This is a genomic window from Segetibacter sp., from assembly GCF_025963695.1.
Classification (GTDB): Bacteria; Bacteroidota; Bacteroidia; order Chitinophagales; family Chitinophagaceae; genus Segetibacter.
In genome coordinates, this window is the sequence record NZ_JAOQAH010000060.1 from 38,708 (window position 1) to 55,881 (window position 17,174).

The following is a 17,174-nucleotide window of genomic DNA, read 5'->3' on the forward strand; positions in this document are numbered from 1 at the left end:
ATTGCAGGCTATCATTATAACTGTAAAGTTCATTACACTATTGTTGGCCGCCCAACGTTCTCAATATAGTCGTAAGCTTCAATGTCATTATTTGTCACAAAGCTGTCTTTAATTGAAGGTTTAGTATTTTCAGACACAAAATAAATTGCTATAGCTGAAGCAATACCTGCGATGCTTGCAAAAATTAAAATATTTTTCATTTTTATTTGTTTTTAAAAGTATAGTTAGTGCAATTGGCATACCAGCAAAAAACAAAAGAGTGTGACTACTTTTTTATTAATTGATTGAATTTTTTCAACTCTCCAATCTCCAGGGGTGATAATACTTCATTGTTTTCATACTTCGCTTTAAAAAATAATACCCGCTTATGTTGAGGATACTTTGCTAAAATTTCTTCGATCATTTGGCCGGTACCCTCTTCTTTTTCAAACATTGGTTTTTGTGCCGGAAGCTCAGACTTATCTCTTGTCGGCATCTTATTTATGATTGCTTCCACCGTAGCGAGCTTGCCTGGCGCAATGTTCTTTATTTTGGATGCTTTACTGTGCAGCCCCTGTAATTGCTTTTTACTAAGACTTCCCCGTTCCTGGTATTGTTTATATAAACTAATAACGAACGATGAAACCGGGTAGGCAAGAACACACTCTTCCAACACCTCGTTTATGATATCAAGTCCTTGTTTTTTCTGTAACATTCTTGTTGAGCTATTCAGACAAAAGTAAGAAAGTCTTTATAGCACCTAACGTTTACAAAAAGATCGACCAAAAAATTACCTAGTTGAACCGGATGTAATTCTTCCTTAACCCGTTTTATAGTTTTAAATAATTAATTATAAAAACTTCAATAGAACGCTATTTCGCCTGATTACATGCGTAATTCAATGATAGCCTCATTCATTAATTAAACAGATATTTACCATGAGTTTACCCAAAAACTGTTTAATGAAAAAGGAAATCGTTGCATCTGTAATCATTGCATTAGCCATTTTTTTATTTGCCTTCAACCCGCCTTATTTAAACAAAAATGCCGGTCCGCCGGCGCCGCTCTATCCTTTGCCTACAGAAAAGCAAATGGGATGGCATGAAATGGAGATGAACGCTTTCATTCATTTTACCACCAACACTTTTACGGGACTTGAATGGGGCTTTGGAAATGAAAGCAATTCCATCTTTAATCCCTCATCTCTTAACGCGACACAATGGGTGAGAACTTTAAAAGACGCCGGTTTCAAAGGAGTTATTCTCACTAGCAAACATCACGATGGTTTTTGCCTATGGCCAAGCAAATACACACAACATTCTGTAAAAAATAGTCCATGGAAAAATGGTAAAGGAGATGTTGTGAAAGATGTTGCTGATGCATGCAAAAAAGAAGGTTTAAAGTTCGGCGTTTATCTTTCGCCGTGGGACAGGAACCATCCGGAGTATGGAAAGCCCGCTTACGTGGAGTATTACCGCAATCAATTGAAGGAATTGTTTACCAACTATGGTTCTGTCTTCGAAATGTGGTTTGACGGAGCTAATGGAGGAAATGGTTTTTATGGCGGCGCCAATGAAACACGTAAGATTAACGGAGCCACTTACTATGATTGGCCTACTACGCTTAATGTAGTTAGAGCAATTCAACCTAATGTACTTTTTTTTAGCGATGCAGGTCCTGATTTGCGTTGGTGCGGAAATGAAAGGGGGACTGCCGGAGAAACCAACTGGAACACCATTACAAATGATACGCTTTACGCAGGCAAACCGGGAATTGAGAAACTACTGAATACAGGGTCTGAAAATGGAACTAAATGGATTCCTTCTGAAGTAGACGTATCCATCAGGAAAGGATGGTTTTATCACCCTCAAGAAGATACCCTGGTAAAGTCTCCGGAAACTTTATTTAATATTTACCTTACAACTGTTGGCCGTGGCTCAACGCTGTTGCTAAATGTACCGCCGGATCAACGAGGGCTGTTTCATGAAAACGATGTAAAGGCTTTACAAGGATTTAAGAAATTGCTTGATCAGGAGTTTAAAACAAACGTTGCCAAGAATGCCGTTGTAAAAGGAAGCGCGTTCAGAGGTAATGATCCAAATTATTCGCCTTCGAATGTAACCGACGGAAAAAAAGCTACTTATTGGGCCACGGACGATAATGTAACGAGCGGTTCGATTGAAATTAATTTGAATAAGACACAACCATTAAAATATATAATGCTGCAGGAATACATTCGGTTGGGCCAGAGAGTAAAATCATTTACAGTAGAAGTTTTGAGCGATAATCGATGGAGAGAAGTTGCAGCGGGAACCACAATTGGATACAAACGTATTTTAAAGCTTAATGAGGTAAGCACGAATAAGGTTAGAATAAACATCAAAAATGCTAAGGCATGCCCTGTAATATCAAACGTTGAAATATTCTAACAGCTTCCACTTAAATTAAAAAAAAATACTTTTACTGTCTTTTTGGGTTATCAGTAAAACTATTATGGGTTATAATTGTATTTGGTTGGGATGATATTTGCGATGTAATACCAGTGGCCGTTCTAACCTAACAACCACATCCAATATCTATTTAATGCCCGACGTTTTTTAATGTCCTAATGAAAAGCCTCCTTTCCAGGAAGCTTTTTTTGTTATACGCATAGCCCAAGTCGATCTGCGTAGTTTGTTCTTTAAACTATTACTTGGCTTTCTTTTTAATGACACTAATATCTCCACTACATTCCAAAAAGGCCTCTTCAACATCGTCGAGAGAGTTGGTGTTACCTTGCAGCCTTACACCCTCTAAAAGATCATCTTCACTCAAAAGACTTTCACTCAAATTTTTTTTGTCAATTCTTCCTTGTTGATACAAACTTTTATGCTGTCCTTTTATAAGAATGGCAAAGTCTTTATTTTGGATAGAAAGCCACGAAACTAACCGCGTCATAAGAACCATTACAAGGCCAGATATTACAACGGCAAAGAATGGAGAGGCACCTACGACTCCCCGGCTAAGTATTGCTCCTAACATAATTATAATGATATTATCGAAAGAAGAACTTTTTCCAAACGTTTTTAACCCGGCAATACGAATAAGTATAACGGCAATTATGTACATAACAAATGTTCGACTACCTATCTGCACTGCATTCAGTTCTTTACCCTCTCCGAATATTTCGGTTATAATATTCATCATTTAAGCTTTTGTTTAATATTTAATGTATTTCCTGCTAACCGTTCAGTTCAAAAGTTATACCCGCAATGATCTTCCTGATTCAATGTCTTATACGTTTTTAACAGCCGAATTTAGTACGAAAAGTACAAGAGTGCGACGCAAGGGGGCTTAATAGCAGTACTTCACCCTGCTTAATAAAATTGTTTTTGTAAGCATTGATCCTTTCCTAATTATTGAACGACTGGCAATATTTACCCTTTCTTTAAAAACAGCTTATTTTTACGGCGATTTATGAAAGCGACAACTACACTAATGACAGAGAAGTTAAAAACATTAGCTCGTGAATTGGAGGGGGAATTATACGATGATAAAAGGATGCGGATTTTATATGCTACAGATGCATCAGCTTACAGGGAAATGCCGTTGGCGGTAACGTTACCCAAATCAGTATCAGACTTAAAAAAACTAATTGCTTTTGCGCGTGCTGAAGGCACTTCGCTAATACCACGTACAGCAGGCACCTCGCTGGCAGGCCAGGTGGTAGGGAACGGAATCGTTGTGGATGTGTCGAAAAACTTTACGAAAATACTTGAACTAAACACAGCCGAAAATTGGGTACGGGTACAACCGGGCGTGATACGTGATGAGCTAAACATGTTTTTAAAACCTCATGGCCTGTTTTTCGGACCTGAAACTTCTACCGCTAACAGGGCGATGATTGGAGGGATGGTGGGTAACAACTCGTGCGGATCAAACTCAGTTGTGTATAGAAGTACCCGCGAACACACGATCGAAATAAAAGCCCTGCTAAGCGACGGATCTGAGGCTGAGTTTAAGACATTATCAATTGATGATTTCCATGCAAAGTGCGAGGGAGAAACATTAGAAGCGGGCATTTATAAAACCGTAAGAAAGCTTTTGAGTAATTACGACAACCAGGTAGAGATCCGGAAAGAATTCCCTAAGAAAACTGTGGAGCGGCGAAATACCGGTTATGCAGTTGATGTGTTGCTTGAGGCCGCACCTTTTACCGCAGGTGGTGAAGATTTTAATTTTTGTAAACTAATCGCAGGCTCTGAAGGTACGCTGGCTTTTATGACAGAAATAAAGCTGAATGTGGTACCGCTTCCGCCTAAAGAAGCAGGTTTGCTTTGTGTACACTTTAATAGTATTGATGAAGCTTTACGAGCAAACTTAATAGCGCTTAAATATAACCCGAGTGCAAGTGAGCTGATAGACCATTACATACTTGAATGCACAAAAGACAACATTGAGCAAATTCAAAACCGCTTTTTTGTAAAGGGAGACCCGGGAGCTATACTCGTGATTGAATATGCTAGAACCAACCAGGATGAAGTGATTGAAATAGCCAAAAAGGTGGAAGCTGAAATGCGGGCGGAAGGGCTCGGCTATCATTTTCCTTTACTGTTTGGCAATGACACAAAGAAGATTTGGACGCTTCGAAAAGCAGGGCTGGGATTATTAAGCAACTTACCCGGAGATGAAAAAGCCGTTCCTGTGATTGAAGATACTGCTGTTGATGTAAATGATCTTCCCGCTTACATACGTGAGTTTAACGAAATACTAAAAAAACACGGACTTCATTCTGTGCATTATGCTCATGCCGGTTCCGGAGAGATTCACCTGCGTCCCATTATCAATTTAAAAACAGAAGAAGGCAACAGGTTGTTTAGAGTAATTGCAGAAGAAATTGCCTCTCTTGTGAAAAAATACGACGGCTCACTAAGCGGTGAGCATGGTGATGGGAGGTTGCGGGGCGAATTTATTGAGCAGATGGTTGGTAAAAAGAATTACCAGCTTTTGAAAGAAATTAAAAAGAGCTGGGATCCGCAGAACATTTTCAATCCTAATAAGATTGTTGATACCCCTTCGATGAATACCATGCTCAGGTATACGCCGGGCCAGAAAACACCCGATTTTAAAACTGTTTTTCGTTACCAAAATCAGGATGTGTTGCAACATGCGGAGCAATGCAATGGTTCGGGAGATTGCCGCAAAACTGAGTTATCGGGCGGAACTATGTGTCCATCTTTTATGGCTACAAGAAGTGAAAGAGATACCACCAGGGCAAGGGCCAACATTTTAAGAGAATTTCTTACCAATTCAACTAAACTAAACAGGTTCGATCATGAAGAGATTAAAGATGTAATGGACTTGTGCATTAGCTGCAAAGGATGTAAATCAGAATGCCCCTCTAATGTTGATATGGCCAAGCTGAAAGCAGAGTTTTTGCAGCACTATTACGACGCAAACGGGGTACCCTTTCGTTCAAGACTGATTGCAAATTTCAACAATTCTGCTAAGCTAGGTTCCATTATGCCGGGCATGTACAACTTCGTAATGACCAACAAAAGCATTAGTAAGCTGGTTAAAAAATTCTCCGGTTTTGCAGCGGAACGGTCGATGCCGACTATGTATAAAACCACATTAAGAAGCTGGTTTGAGAAACATAGGAAGGTGGAAGGTAAAAGGCATAAGGCCGAAAGCCTTTCTGCCCCTACACCTTACCCCTTAAACCCTAAATCGCTGAAGAAAGTTTACCTGTTTTGCGACGAGTTTACCAACTATAACGATACAGAAATTGGAATAAAAGCGATTTTATTACTGGAGAAGTTGGGGTATGAAGTAGAAATTCCAAAACATGAAGAAAGTGGACGGGCATGGCTTTCAAAAGGACTGCTGCGGGATGCAAAAAAGATTGCGCAGAAGAATGTTGCTCTGCTAAGTCCAATTATAACCGGGGATACTCCATTAATAGGTATTGAACCTTCTGCAATACTTACTTTCAGAGACGAGTACGTTGATTTGGTCGACGATGCAGATCTTGAAAAAGCACAGGAATTGTCGTCGAATGTGTATTTAATAGATGAGTTTTTAACAAAAGAAGCAGCAAAAGGCAATATAGCTAAGGAACAATTTACAAAGGCTGAAAAGCTAATAAAGCTTCACGGTCATTGCCAGCAAAAAGCCTGGTCTGCCCTTTCGGCTTCTGTAAAAATGTTATCTATTCCGGAAAATTATAAAGTAGAAACAATCCCATCCGGGTGCTGTGGAATGGCGGGCTCGTTCGGATATGAAAAGGAGCATTACGATATATCGATGCAAATAGGAGAATTGGTTTTATTACCAACCGTAAGGCAACAACCTGAAGACGTAATTATAGCCGCTCCCGGAACCAGTTGTCGCCATCAGATAAAAGACGGAACCGGGAGAAAAGCACTGCACACCGTAGAAGTTTTGTACGAAGCTTTAGTGTAAGTAAAAAAACACCTGCGTTAATAAACCAACAAAAGAGCGAAGGCCAAAGAAAATTTTTTCTTTGGCCTTCGCTCTTTTTATTACCCGTTAAGTATCGATAAACGCTTTTATCAAAAAAAGCAGAACTGGTATTATAAAAATCAACGGGCTTGTTCGGTTGTTCTACAATAAGTGCAATTTGCCTAGCCTCTGCAGGGCGTAAAAAATGTTTGTAACATGCATTGATTGAATGAACTTGTTCTCCAGCAGCATTTGTTTAAACTCATCAAACGTCACTACCAACACGTCAATTTCTTCGTTATGATCCAACTCTTGCTCCTGCAATTCTTCACCTCCTGTAAGTAAAAACATATGCAATACATTAGCATTAGTAGAAGGATTTGCAGAGGTTCTGCCAAGGTATTCTGTAGTTTTAAAAGTAAAGCCTGTTTCTTCCAAAAACTCGCGCCTTACTGCTTGTTCGTAATCTTTGTCTGATGCATCTACACAACCTCCCGGCAGCTCTATACACTCTTCTCCCAATGCATGTCGATACTGCCTTATTAAAATTACTTTTTCATCAGTTGTTAATCCTACACCCGTTACCCACGTAGGATACTCCATTACATAATAAGGATCAATAATTTTACCATCAGGCCTTTCACATCTATCTTTTCTCGCCTTTAGCCAGGTATCATTAAATAAGTATTCCGATGAAATAGTTTTCCATTTCAGGCTTCTGTCTTGCATTGTATCAGTTACCAACCTTTTTGTTCTTTAAGATTTTTTATGTGGCCAACGTGATGCCGCCCATGCCAGGCATACATCCCCAACAAATGCCATAAGGTCATTTGCTTCTGGTGCTCGGGATGATAAACGGTTCTGTTCTGAAACTGCTCTTCGCTAATGTTTTCATTTATAACCGTCCACCGACGATGCAGCGCGTGCAACAAAGTGACAGACACATTTACAGGAACACTGAATGTATCAGGAAGTTTAGCCCATTGAGCTTCTTCATAAGGTTTAATAGTAGGGTTGTCTTCTGTTAGTGCCAGCTTAAAGCGTATATAAGCATTCATATGACTATCAGCAATATGATGCACCAGCTGCTTCACCGTCCAGCCCCCTTCCCGGTACGGTGTATCCAATTGATACTCGTCAAACGTTTGAATAGTCATTTCAATATCGTTTGGCAAAAAACGGATATCGTTTATCCACTTATTTTTTAGCTCATCAGAATATTGTTGAGCCTCAAATTTCCCAATGGGATAACGAACATCTGCTGCTGGATCAAACATAAGCTTAGTGTTATTTTTTGTTCGAAATTCCCAGTAATTCAACTTCAAAAACCAATGTTGCTCCGCCGGGAATATCCTGGCCTGCACCTACATCACCATAACCAATTGAAGAAGGAATAAATAATTTCCACTTACTGCCAACCGGCATCATAGTTAAAGCTTCCGTCCAACCCGGTATTACAGATCCCACCGGTATCGTTAAAGGCTCACCTCGTTTGTAAGAATTATCAAACTCCTTACCGTCAATTAAAGATCCTCTGTAATGAGCAGAAACCGTATCTGACTTACTTGGAACCGGACCGGTGCCTTTCACTAAGACTTCATATTGCAGACCACTTGGGGTTTGCACCACCTCTTTGCGAGTCTTATTTTTTGTTAAAAATGCAGTACCCTTTTGTTTTTCAGCTGAAGAAACTTTCTTCATTTTAGACTCGGCCAACCCTTGCATTACCTGGTTTGCCTGGTTCATGTCAAGCGTTGTTTTCTGACCTTTTATACACTGGTCAATCGCTTTATTCAACATCGCATAGTTTAGCGATGTAAGTCCCTGGCTTTTTATATACTGTCCTAAAGAAAGACCGAAGGCATAACTGATACTATCTGTACTGGTCCTTAAAGCGGCAGCTGCAGATGCAGTATTTCTTGTTTGGGCTACCGTTTTGGTAGTCTTTTTTGTTTGAGCATGTAACGAAACACACAGCATCAAAACGGAAGGCACTAAAAACACTTTTTTCATGTTGTATAAATGGTGATTGTTTATATAATAATTATTCTTCACGTAAAGTTTTGCCGGTAAGATGAATAAAAACATCTTCAAGCGTCGCAGCTTTAACTTCTTTTTTTCTTTCAAAGCCAGACGCCACCAGGTCATCAATCATTTTATCCGGAGAATTAATAGCAATAATTTCGCCCGAATCTATTACCGCTACCCTATCGCATAGCACCTCAGCTTCATCCATATAATGAGTGGTAATAATAACGGTAGTTCCTTTTGCGCGTATGTCCCTGATTAAATCCCACAAGTTGTGCCGCGCCTGCGGATCGAGGCCTGTAGTAGGCTCGTCTAAAAATATAATCTTAGGTTCGTTGATTAATGTAGTTGCTATAGAAAATCGTTGCTTTTGTCCTCCGCTCAATTCCTTGAATTTTGCTTTTGCTTTATCCTTCAAATTCACCATCTGCAACAACTGCATCGCATCCACATTTCTATTGTATAGCCCGTTAAACAATTCTATCAACTCCGTTAAATTAAGCCCGGGGTAATACCCTGAAGTTTGTAACTGAACGCCTATTATCTTTTTTATATCGTTAGGCTGTTTATCCAGATCCATTTTATCTACAAAAACTTTCCCCGAAGTTTTAAACCTGAGCGTTTCTATTATCTCAAGTGTGGTACTTTTTCCCGCTCCATTGGGTCCTAACAGCCCAAAAATTTCACCTTCATTAACGCTAAAACTAATACCTTTTACTGCTGTAAAATCACCGTACTTCTTCACCAGCTTCTCTACCTCAATTATTTTATTCATTCAGTACAGGTTTTAAAAAGGGCTAAAGTTATAATACGCCCCCGGTTTTTAATGAAATATAGAATGTTTTTTATGTAGCAGGCATTGGTTTTCATATCGTCCCATGTTGCGTCGCACCCGTGTACTTTATAACTTTTTGCACCTTTTTTCGAAAAAGCAAACAGCTGTGCCACACCTCAAAGGGTTGGTACAGCTTAATCACCACATCCTCCCACACCGTCTACTGCTATCACTTTACAATTTCTACTGGCCGGCGAGTAAAAGTCTCTGCAACTCCTTTACTCCTTCAGTGGCGGGTTTTTCTATTGCGGTAAGACCAGGTATGCTACCTGTATATGGAATAGACTTGTCAATTATAAATTTTGGAATACGGCCTGGCGCATAATTAATCAAACTGGCGGCAGGATAAACAAGCAGCGATGTGCCTACTACCACAAAAATTTCGGCCGCACTAACCACCTCTACAGCAACCTCAATCATCGGAACGAGTTCATCAAACCAAACAATATGAGGCCTAAGCTGTCCCCCGTCTGCTGCAAGGTCACCAACATGTATGTCTCCCCTGATCTCTGAAATAAGTGTTGGGTTAGTTACACTACGCATTTTAAAAATTTCGCCATGCAGATGCAAGACATTGCTGCTGCCTGCCCTTTCATGCAAGTCATCAATATTTTGGGTAATAATAGTGACGTTGAAATCTTTTTCAAGTTCAGCCAGGCCAAAGTGCGCTGCATTTGGTTTCGCCTCAGCAACATTCTTACGCCTCATATTATAAAACTCAAGCACCAATTCCGGATCTTTTGCAAACCCCCGGGGAGTAGCTACTTCGTAAACATTGTAACCTTCCCATAGGCCATCACTGTCGCGGAAAGTCTTCAGGCCGCTCTCTGCACTAATGCCCGCTCCGGTAAGTACTACAAGCTCCCTTTTAGCCATTTCTAGATTAATGTCTTTTTATATAATCAATTAAAAAGCGTTACTTCCTATCATTACTTCGTTTCACCCAGCTCAAGTATTATGCTCCACTCGTCATCGGTTATCGGACAAACGGATAAACGACTTAGCTTAACGAGCGCAATTTTTTCTAAACGTATATCAGCCTTTATTGTAGCAAGGGTAACGGGCTTCTTTAATTTTTTAACTGGCTTTAAATCAACCACCACCCAATTCGGATCTTCTGTTGTCGGATCCTGATAAGATTCTTTTACTATTTTGGCAATACCTACTATTTCCAGGCCTTCGTTGCTGTGATAAAAGAAAACTTCATCACCCTTTTTCATTGCCTTTAAATTATTCCTGGCGGTATAATTTCTTACTCCATCCCAAAAGGTTTGTTTGTCTTCAACAAACTTATCCCAACTATATTTTGTAGGTTCTGATTTTATGAGCCAATGAGCCATAACAATTACGGATTAAGAATTTATAAATTAGGAATTAGGATACGGCGTCGCTTTCACTTTCGAACTTCAAATTCGGGGGCATTTTCACATTACGCCTACCAACCATTTGCAAGCACATCTGCTATGTGCAAGGTTTGCAAATTGTACCCTTTGTTTTTGATGTAACCATCAAGGTGCATCAGGCAACTCAGGTCGGTACTAATGAGGTATTTGGCGCCTGTCGCCAACGCATGTGACACTTTTTGATCGGCCATTGCTACACTTATTGCCTCAAACTTTACAGAGAATGTACCACCGAAACCACAGCAGGTTTCTACATCTTCCATTTCCAATATTTCCAGGCCTTTCACGTTGCTTAACAAGCGCCTGGGCTCTTCCTTTATTTTGCATTCACGCAGGCCAGCACAACTATCGTGGTAAGTAGCTTTGCCTTCCAGCTTAGCCCCAAACTTATCTATACCAAGCACCTTTACCAAAAACTCGCTAAACTCAAATGTCTTGTCAGCTATTTTGATTACGTTATTGTGATCGGAGGAATTATCGAAAAGTTTGCTGTAGTAATTTCTTACAAAGCCAACACAGCTGGCGCTGGGTGCGACGATGTAGTCGGCTCCTTTGAAGTCTTTTAAAAATTTAGAGCAAACTGCTTTACTTTCTTCCCAGAAGCCGGCGTTAAAGGCAGGCTGGCCGCAGCAGGTTTGGTCTTTGTTGTAATTAACATCGCAGCCGGCCTTCTCAAGCACTTTCACCATATTGAAAGCTGTTTCAGGATAAAGCTGGTCTACAAAGCAAGGAATAAATATATCTACCCTCATGTCCTTAACCCTTAAAGGGAATTTAACTCTTATATCCGTAGAAAGGACTTAAGAAAAATGATTAATAAAAGACTAAAAGTACAAGTGTGCGACGCAACAATGCAACAACTGCATTCTTCTGCCTGGCCCAACAAAGAAATTTCTCACTATTGAATGCTTCTTTTTAAAGCAATCATTTTAATTGCCGTCGTAGCTGCCTCTTCTCCTTTATGGCCATGAATGCCGCCAATGCGCTCTTCGGCTTGCTGTTCGGTGTTAACGGTTAGTACACCGAAAATGGTGGGAACATCGAGCGATACATTAAGTTGCATTACCCCGTCGGTGATACCCTTACAAACATAGTCAAAATGAGGTGTATCGCCCTTTATTACGGTACCCAAAGCAATAAAAGCATCGGCAGTTTGACTACTGTTGGCATGGAGCATTTTAACTGCAAAGGGAATTTCAAAAGCGCCGGGAACAACAACGGTTTTTGACTTTACCCCACTCTCAGTTAACACCTTTACACAGCCTTCTTCAAGCCTGTCTATGATGTGTGCGTTCCATTCAGTTTTCACTATAATCACAAAGGCATCCTGTAATAACGGGATGCCTTTGTTTAATTCGGTATTACCTTTTGTAGCCATATTATTTTACGCTAAAATCGTTTTTTTCTACGGTAAGACGATAAATATATTTATCGATTGAAAATCCTTTTTCGGTTTTAGGATATTTCTCTTTTATTTCTTTGTAGATATCTATTGCCTCTTTGTTTTTACCCATGCTTTCTAACAGGTAACCAGCGCGAAACAGAAACTCAGACGAGTTGAACTGATCGGCTTCGAATTCTTTACCTGCTTTTTTATAAAAATCGACTGCCTCATCCTTCTTTCCCAACTCGCTGTATGCATCTCCCAGTCGACCGTAAGCTACCATTTGAATTTGCTTTGAATTGGTATGAAACTCATTTAAATGCTTTACTGAATTGTTGAAATCATGTGTCTTTAAATAAATAACACCGGCATAAAAATGAGCAAGGTTAGCCGCTTTCGTTCCGTCGAAATTTTTAATAACGTTTAGAAAACCTTTATTCTGACCATCACCGTTTAACGCTACTGCAAGGCTATCGTTTCTAAAATATTCTTCTGCCTTAAACATTGCTTCGGCAGCTTTCTCTTCTTTTGGTCCTACCACCATACTCTTATATAGCAGCCACCCACCGATAACTACTATAAGTGCTACTAAAACACCTAGTATTATCTTTTTATTTCTTTCCCAAAAACCTACTACACTTTGAGTATTCTGATTTACATCAACAACTTCCTGCACTTGATTATCAGCCATTTTTATAATTTGTTTTTCAGCAAAAAGTAGAAGGCAAAAGGCAAAATGTACACTACATTTCCAGCCCCCCTCTTTTTACTTTTTATTTTTTATTTTTTTTAATCAACTATAAATTGATAATTCTCATCGGCATACACGTCTTTCAACAATTCGTTATCATCTGGCCAAGGGCTTTCTTCAGCAAAGCGAACACTTTCTTCAACGACCTCGTTTATCCTTGCATCAATCGCATCCAATTCTTCCTGGCTTGCAAATTTGTTATCAAGTATTGTCTTAATTACTTGCGTTATAGGATCTTTCGTTTTGTACTCGTCGAGTTCTTCTTTACGGCGGTACTTCTGGGGATCGCTGATAGAGTGCCCTTTGTAACGATAAGTCTTCATTTCGAGTAAAGTAGGACCACCTTTTTCCCTGGCTCTTTTAACTGCGCGGGCCACCGCATCGTGTACAGTTTCAGGATCCATTCCATCAACCATGTCTGCCGGCATTTCGTACGCGTCAGCCAATTTGTAAATGTCCACTACGTTACTGGTTCTTTCAACCGAAGTGCCCATTGCGTAATTGTTGTTTTCGCAAATAAAAACAACGGGCAGCTTCCAGAGCATTGCCATATTAAAAGTTTCATGCAGAATTCCCTGCCTTGCGGCGCCATCGCCAAAAAAACAAAGAACCACATTATCAGTTCCTTTGTATTGCTCGGCGAATGCCAATCCTGCACCGGTACCTATTTGTGCGCCAACAATCCCATGTCCGCCAAAGAAAAATTCCTTAACACCGAAAAAGTGCATACTTCCCCCTTTGCCCTTTGCAGTGCCGGTTGCTTTACCATACAATTCGGCCATACATGCATTGGGAGTAACGCCTTTTGCCAGCGCCCAACCATGATCGCGGTAGGCGGTGATAAACGGATCTTCCTGGCGGGTTGCAGTCATACAGCCAGCTGCTAATGCTTCCTGGCCTACGTATGCATGAAAAAATCCGCGGATCTTTCCTGCCATTTTATATTTCTCTTCTGCCTTCAATTCAAACTGGCGAATCATCTGCATCAACTCATACCAGTACAAATATGTTTCCTTTGAAAATCTAGTTGGCACTTGTCTAAAATTTTGAGCGGCAAATATAGGGAAAAGTAATGTACACATTACAGGGTTGCTACAACAAGCACTCGTTATATTAAGATGCTTAGTTAGGGGTATCGCATACAACACGAGGTTTAGAACTTCCAGTAGTATTTCGGCTTTACAATTATCTTGCGCCCAGATGCTGCAGCTAAACAATATTTCCCTCTACCAGTTTAAAAACTACCGGCAACAAAGCTTGCAGTTTAAAGAAAATATTGTTGGCATTTGTGGCAATAACGGCCTGGGCAAGACAAATCTGCTGGATGCAATCTATTTTTTATGTTTCACCAAAAGCTATTTTAGCAAGACTGACAATGCAAGTGTGCATCATGGCCTGCAGGGGTTGCGTATAGAGGGAAACTTTACGAGGAACGGAGAAACGGAAAAAGTTGTATGCATTTTGCGCGAAAATAATAAGAAGGAAATACAGCGGAATGGAGAAGATTACAAAAGATTCAGCGCTCATATAGGCCAGTTTCCTGCAGTGGTCATTGCGCCCGACGATGTTGAGTTAATTACCGGCACCAGCGAAACAAGGAGAAAATACCTCGATACTCTTCTAAGCCAGTTGGATTCAAATTACCTACAGAACCTCATTGACTATAACAAGGTGTTGCAGCAAAGAAATAGTTTATTAAAGTCGGTGGGAGAACGTGGATATCTTGACGATTCACTTCTTGATATTCTATCACAGCAATTAATAAAACCGGGCAATTACATTTTTGACTGTCGTAAAAAGTTTCTTTTAAGCTATTTACCCGAGGTAGCAGAAAGCTACCTAAAAATCGCCGGGACACATGAACGGGTTATTCTAGCCTATTATAGTCCTTTGTTTGAAAACTCTTTTGAAAGCCTTTTAGCTACATTCCGTCAGAAGGACCTGATGTTGCAAAGAACTACTATTGGTATACACAGAGACGATATAGAGCTGAAATTAAACAACGAAAATTTTAAAAACATTGCTTCACAAGGGCAAAGAAAAAGTTTGCTTTTTGCTTTAAAGCTAAAAGAGTTTGATGAACTTAAATCAGCTAAAGGGTTTGCCCCTATCCTATTGCTTGACGATGTTTTTGAAAAGCTGGATGCGGGCCGTATGCAAAACCTGCTACAACATGTTTGTGTGGAAAATCGAAGCCAGGTGTTTATCACAGACACCCACAAAGAAAGACTTGAACAGGCATTGGGGAAACTAGGTGTGCGATACCAGCTGGTGGAGTTATAGTTTTTGTAATAAGCATCTCAGGAAAAATTAACACACTGGTGTGAATTACCTGGAGGCTCCTTCTGTAAATCCCGATTTCGTCCATCCCATTTGAGCCGCCTCCTATTGTTACGTCCATTGAGAAGACAAGCTTTTGCAAAAAAAGTCTATTAGATCAATAGACTGATAAAAAACCTTTACTTTCGCCTCTCGAAAAAAAGTAAATGTGCAAGAGAAGATAATTATTTTATTTTTTTTAGGCTTTGTGGCTGTTACTTTAAAAGCGCAAACGAAGCAAATAACACACGAAAGTTTCTATTGGACAAGATACTATAATCAAATAGCTTTCGGTGATAGATGGACGTGGCACAACGAAATTGATGAGCGAAGGTTTTTTAAAAATAACGAGCATCTACATATAATCGCCCATTCACGCGTGCATTATAAAATTCTTCCAAAGGTTGAATTAGGTGCAGGCTTTACGTACTCGCTACAGAAGAATAAGGATCCCAATTTAATGTCAACGCTCGACATTCCCGAACTAAGGCCTAACCAGGAGATTAGTTATAGTAATTCAATTTCAAAAAGATGGAAACTTCAACAAAGATTTAGAATTGATGAACGTTTTTTTCGCAAGAACGACGGCCACAATCTAACGGACGGGTATGATTTCAATTTTAGGTTCAGATACAGGATGCAAGCTGCATTTAGAATAAATAAAGAGGAAATTGAAAAATCAACAACGCTAAAAGTTGCTGATGAGATAATGCTAAACACAGGAAAAAAAATCATCTACAACACCTTTGATCAAAACAGAATATATGCTGCATTGGAACAAGGTTTAAGCCAAAGCTTTTCGGTAGAGTTGGGATATATGTACTTGTATCAACAGCGGCCGGCCGCTTACCATTTCTTTGAAAGAGATATAATTCGCTTAACTATTTTTCAAAAAATTAAATTATAGAGTTTATATGAGTACGGAGCATTTAGAACGAATACAAGTTTCGCCAGCACAACCAAAACCAAAAAAATATTTATGGTATCTAATTCCAATAGTATTGTTAACAGGACTATTGTTGGTTTTACTAATTAATTATCATGAACTTTTTACAATAGAAAAAGTGAAGACGGGCCTTAACTACGAGTTTATCGTTTTCCTGCTCATTGGGGTCTTTGCCCAGTTGGTAGATGGAACACTAGGAATGGGATATGGGGCCACTTCTACTTCATTTCTTCTTTCATTTGGTGTAAATCCTGCTACCAGTAGTATGGGTGTACATGTTGCTGAAATGTTTACAACCGGCGCCTCTGCATTGTCTCACTACAAGTTTAAGAACATTAATAAAAAGCTGGTTCTTAACCTGGTTATTCCCGGTGTTATTGGCTCGGTAGTAGGAGCTTATCTTCTCGCTGATGTAATAGACGGAAAAGTCATAAAACCTTATATAGCTGTTTATATGATTGTTTTGGCTGTTATTATAATCATTAAAGGATTAAGAAAAAATTTGATTAAGAAAAAAACAAAACGGCTTGGACTTCTTGCTGTTTTTGGCGGCTTTATGGACTCTATTGGCGGAGGAGGTTGGGGACCGATTGTAACCTCCACTCTTTTAGGTCAGGGACGAAATGCGAGGTATACGATTGGTTCGGTAAATACTGCAGAGTTCGCCATTTCGTTTGCAAGTGGAATTACTTTTATACTCTTTGGCGGAATTAGCGGGTGGCGGGTAATTGCAGGTTTGGTTATAGGCGGCCTGATTGGCGCTCCCTTGAGCGCATATCTGGTGAATAAAATACCGAGAAAACCGATAACAATTTTAGTTGGCTTGTTACTTATATTTTTAAGCTTAAGAACTCTTTTAAAATAGCTTAGCGACACGGGTACTTATTCTTCTTAAGCATGATGCAAGCCAGCTGATATTTTTTTGAAAGTACAAGTGTGTGACACAACGATGTTGACAAAAGTTATTATGCTTGCTACAAATAAAAATTCTAACTAAACAGGTAGGTTATATCTTCTTCGCTGAGCGTTTTAATAAATCCGTCATCTTCACCAACCAGTTCCTCTGCCAGTTTCTTTTTTCGCTG

At 39.7% G+C, this 17,174-nt stretch carries 18 protein-coding genes; 5 read left to right on the forward strand and 13 right to left on the reverse strand.

Annotated elements, in window-relative coordinates:
* Positions 1-32: 32 nt before the first annotated feature.
* Both JWR87_RS10150 and JWR87_RS10155 read right to left on the reverse strand, forming a co-directional pair.
* Entirely contained in the window at positions 33-200 is a 168-nt protein-coding gene (locus tag JWR87_RS10150; protein ID WP_297819186.1) for a hypothetical protein, read from the reverse strand.
* Between the two features lie 65 nt (positions 201-265).
* The gene (locus JWR87_RS10155) at positions 266-694 is read right to left on the reverse strand and encodes a hypothetical protein (protein WP_297819189.1); all 429 of its coding nucleotides are present in this window, start codon (positions 692-694) and stop codon (positions 266-268) included.
* Between the two features lie 247 nt (positions 695-941).
* On the opposite strand from JWR87_RS10155, the gene JWR87_RS10160 reads away from it, so the two are divergent.
* Positions 942-2,408 carry an alpha-L-fucosidase gene (locus tag JWR87_RS10160; protein ID WP_297819192.1) on the forward strand — a complete coding sequence of 489 codons (1,467 nt, stop codon included), beginning with the start codon at positions 942-944 and terminating at the stop codon, positions 2,406-2,408.
* Positions 2,409-2,667: 259 nt separating this feature from the next.
* Here JWR87_RS10160 and JWR87_RS10165 read toward each other — a convergent pair whose 3' ends face one another.
* Entirely contained in the window at positions 2,668-3,165 is a 498-nt protein-coding gene (locus tag JWR87_RS10165; protein WP_297819195.1) for a YetF domain-containing protein, read from the reverse strand.
* 291 nt (positions 3,166-3,456) lie between these two features.
* Here JWR87_RS10165 and JWR87_RS10170 point away from each other — a divergent pair, with 291 nt between their 5' ends.
* Positions 3,457-6,423, forward strand: coding sequence for an FAD-binding and (Fe-S)-binding domain-containing protein (locus JWR87_RS10170; RefSeq protein WP_297819198.1), 2,967 nt, complete (start codon positions 3,457-3,459; stop codon positions 6,421-6,423).
* A gap of 162 nt (positions 6,424-6,585) precedes the next feature.
* Here the strand turns inward: JWR87_RS10170 and JWR87_RS10175 are convergent, their stop codons facing one another.
* The 10 genes from JWR87_RS10175 to pdhA all read right to left on the reverse strand — a co-directional run bounded on the left by JWR87_RS10175 (position 6,586) and on the right by pdhA (position 13,858).
* The gene (locus JWR87_RS10175; protein ID WP_297819201.1) at positions 6,586-7,152 is read right to left on the reverse strand and encodes an NUDIX hydrolase; all 567 of its coding nucleotides are present in this window, start codon (positions 7,150-7,152) and stop codon (positions 6,586-6,588) included.
* An 8-nt stretch (positions 7,153-7,160) separates the two neighbouring features.
* A complete protein-coding gene (locus tag JWR87_RS10180; protein WP_297819204.1) occupies positions 7,161-7,700 on the reverse strand; it encodes a YfiT family bacillithiol transferase in 540 nt (179 codons plus the stop codon).
* A 10-nt stretch (positions 7,701-7,710) separates the two neighbouring features.
* Positions 7,711-8,436, reverse strand: a complete 726-nt coding sequence (locus JWR87_RS10185) for an FKBP-type peptidyl-prolyl cis-trans isomerase (RefSeq protein ID WP_297819207.1) — start codon at positions 8,434-8,436, stop codon at positions 7,711-7,713.
* A gap of 31 nt (positions 8,437-8,467) precedes the next feature.
* Positions 8,468-9,226 (reverse strand): ABC transporter ATP-binding protein, encoded by a 759-nt coding sequence (locus tag JWR87_RS10190; protein WP_297819210.1) that lies wholly within the window; start codon positions 9,224-9,226, stop codon positions 8,468-8,470.
* Between the two features lie 243 nt (positions 9,227-9,469).
* On the reverse strand, positions 9,470-10,162 hold the full coding sequence (locus JWR87_RS10195; RefSeq protein ID WP_297819213.1) for a Sir2 family NAD-dependent protein deacetylase: 693 nt from the start codon (positions 10,160-10,162) through the stop codon (positions 9,470-9,472).
* A gap of 53 nt (positions 10,163-10,215) precedes the next feature.
* On the reverse strand, positions 10,216-10,626 hold the full coding sequence (locus JWR87_RS10200) for an EVE domain-containing protein (RefSeq protein ID WP_297819216.1): 411 nt from the start codon (positions 10,624-10,626) through the stop codon (positions 10,216-10,218).
* A 95-nt stretch (positions 10,627-10,721) separates the two neighbouring features.
* Positions 10,722-11,441 (reverse strand): (Fe-S)-binding protein, encoded by a 720-nt coding sequence (locus JWR87_RS10205; protein WP_297819218.1) that lies wholly within the window; start codon positions 11,439-11,441, stop codon positions 10,722-10,724.
* A gap of 146 nt (positions 11,442-11,587) precedes the next feature.
* Complete coding sequence (ribH, locus tag JWR87_RS10210; RefSeq protein WP_297819221.1) at positions 11,588-12,067, reverse strand: 6,7-dimethyl-8-ribityllumazine synthase; 480 nt, start codon at positions 12,065-12,067, stop codon at positions 11,588-11,590.
* Between the two features lies 1 nt (position 12,068).
* Positions 12,069-12,764, reverse strand: coding sequence for a tetratricopeptide repeat protein (locus JWR87_RS10215; RefSeq protein WP_297819225.1), 696 nt, complete (start codon positions 12,762-12,764; stop codon positions 12,069-12,071).
* A gap of 98 nt (positions 12,765-12,862) precedes the next feature.
* Positions 12,863-13,858, reverse strand: a complete 996-nt coding sequence (gene pdhA / locus JWR87_RS10220) for a pyruvate dehydrogenase (acetyl-transferring) E1 component subunit alpha (RefSeq protein WP_297819228.1) — start codon at positions 13,856-13,858, stop codon at positions 12,863-12,865.
* 166 nt (positions 13,859-14,024) lie between these two features.
* On the opposite strand from pdhA, the gene recF reads away from it, so the two are divergent.
* The 3 genes from recF to JWR87_RS10235 all read left to right on the forward strand — a co-directional run bounded on the left by recF (position 14,025) and on the right by JWR87_RS10235 (position 16,954).
* Entirely contained in the window at positions 14,025-15,107 is a 1,083-nt protein-coding gene (gene recF, locus JWR87_RS10225; RefSeq protein WP_297819231.1) for a DNA replication and repair protein RecF, read from the forward strand.
* Between the two features lie 205 nt (positions 15,108-15,312).
* The gene (locus tag JWR87_RS10230) at positions 15,313-16,050 is read left to right on the forward strand and encodes a DUF2490 domain-containing protein (RefSeq protein ID WP_297819234.1); all 738 of its coding nucleotides are present in this window, start codon (positions 15,313-15,315) and stop codon (positions 16,048-16,050) included.
* 7 nt (positions 16,051-16,057) lie between these two features.
* Positions 16,058-16,954 carry a sulfite exporter TauE/SafE family protein gene (locus tag JWR87_RS10235; protein ID WP_297819237.1) on the forward strand — a complete coding sequence of 299 codons (897 nt, stop codon included), beginning with the start codon at positions 16,058-16,060 and terminating at the stop codon, positions 16,952-16,954.
* Positions 16,955-17,174: the final 220 nt, after the last annotated feature.

What these genes read in the sequence shown, in the direction of transcription:
- JWR87_RS10165 (WP_297819195.1), bottom strand. Translation starts at nt 3,165, where the DNA reads ATGATGAATATTATAACCGAAATATTCGGAGAGGGTAAAGAACTGAAT.
- JWR87_RS10170 (WP_297819198.1), top strand. Translation starts at nt 3,457, where the DNA reads ATGACAGAGAAGTTAAAAACATTAGCTCGTGAATTGGAGGGGGAATTA.
- JWR87_RS10185 (WP_297819207.1), bottom strand. Translation starts at nt 8,436, where the DNA reads ATGAAAAAAGTGTTTTTAGTGCCTTCCGTTTTGATGCTGTGTGTTTCG.
- JWR87_RS10160 (WP_297819192.1), top strand. Translation starts at nt 942, where the DNA reads ATGAAAAAGGAAATCGTTGCATCTGTAATCATTGCATTAGCCATTTTT.
- JWR87_RS10200 (WP_297819216.1), bottom strand. Translation starts at nt 10,626, where the DNA reads ATGGCTCATTGGCTCATAAAATCAGAACCTACAAAATATAGTTGGGAT.
- JWR87_RS10150 (WP_297819186.1), bottom strand. Translation starts at nt 200, where the DNA reads ATGAAAAATATTTTAATTTTTGCAAGCATCGCAGGTATTGCTTCAGCT.
- JWR87_RS10205 (WP_297819218.1), bottom strand. Translation starts at nt 11,441, where the DNA reads ATGAGGGTAGATATATTTATTCCTTGCTTTGTAGACCAGCTTTATCCT.
- recF (WP_297819231.1), top strand. Translation starts at nt 14,025, where the DNA reads ATGCTGCAGCTAAACAATATTTCCCTCTACCAGTTTAAAAACTACCGG.
- JWR87_RS10190 (WP_297819210.1), bottom strand. Translation starts at nt 9,226, where the DNA reads ATGAATAAAATAATTGAGGTAGAGAAGCTGGTGAAGAAGTACGGTGAT.
- JWR87_RS10215 (WP_297819225.1), bottom strand. Translation starts at nt 12,764, where the DNA reads ATGGCTGATAATCAAGTGCAGGAAGTTGTTGATGTAAATCAGAATACT.
- ribH (WP_297819221.1), bottom strand. Translation starts at nt 12,067, where the DNA reads ATGGCTACAAAAGGTAATACCGAATTAAACAAAGGCATCCCGTTATTA.
- JWR87_RS10175 (WP_297819201.1), bottom strand. Translation starts at nt 7,152, where the DNA reads ATGCAAGACAGAAGCCTGAAATGGAAAACTATTTCATCGGAATACTTA.
- JWR87_RS10155 (WP_297819189.1), bottom strand. Translation starts at nt 694, where the DNA reads ATGTTACAGAAAAAACAAGGACTTGATATCATAAACGAGGTGTTGGAA.
- JWR87_RS10235 (WP_297819237.1), top strand. Translation starts at nt 16,058, where the DNA reads ATGAGTACGGAGCATTTAGAACGAATACAAGTTTCGCCAGCACAACCA.
- JWR87_RS10180 (WP_297819204.1), bottom strand. Translation starts at nt 7,700, where the DNA reads ATGTTTGATCCAGCAGCAGATGTTCGTTATCCCATTGGGAAATTTGAG.
- JWR87_RS10195 (WP_297819213.1), bottom strand. Translation starts at nt 10,162, where the DNA reads ATGGCTAAAAGGGAGCTTGTAGTACTTACCGGAGCGGGCATTAGTGCA.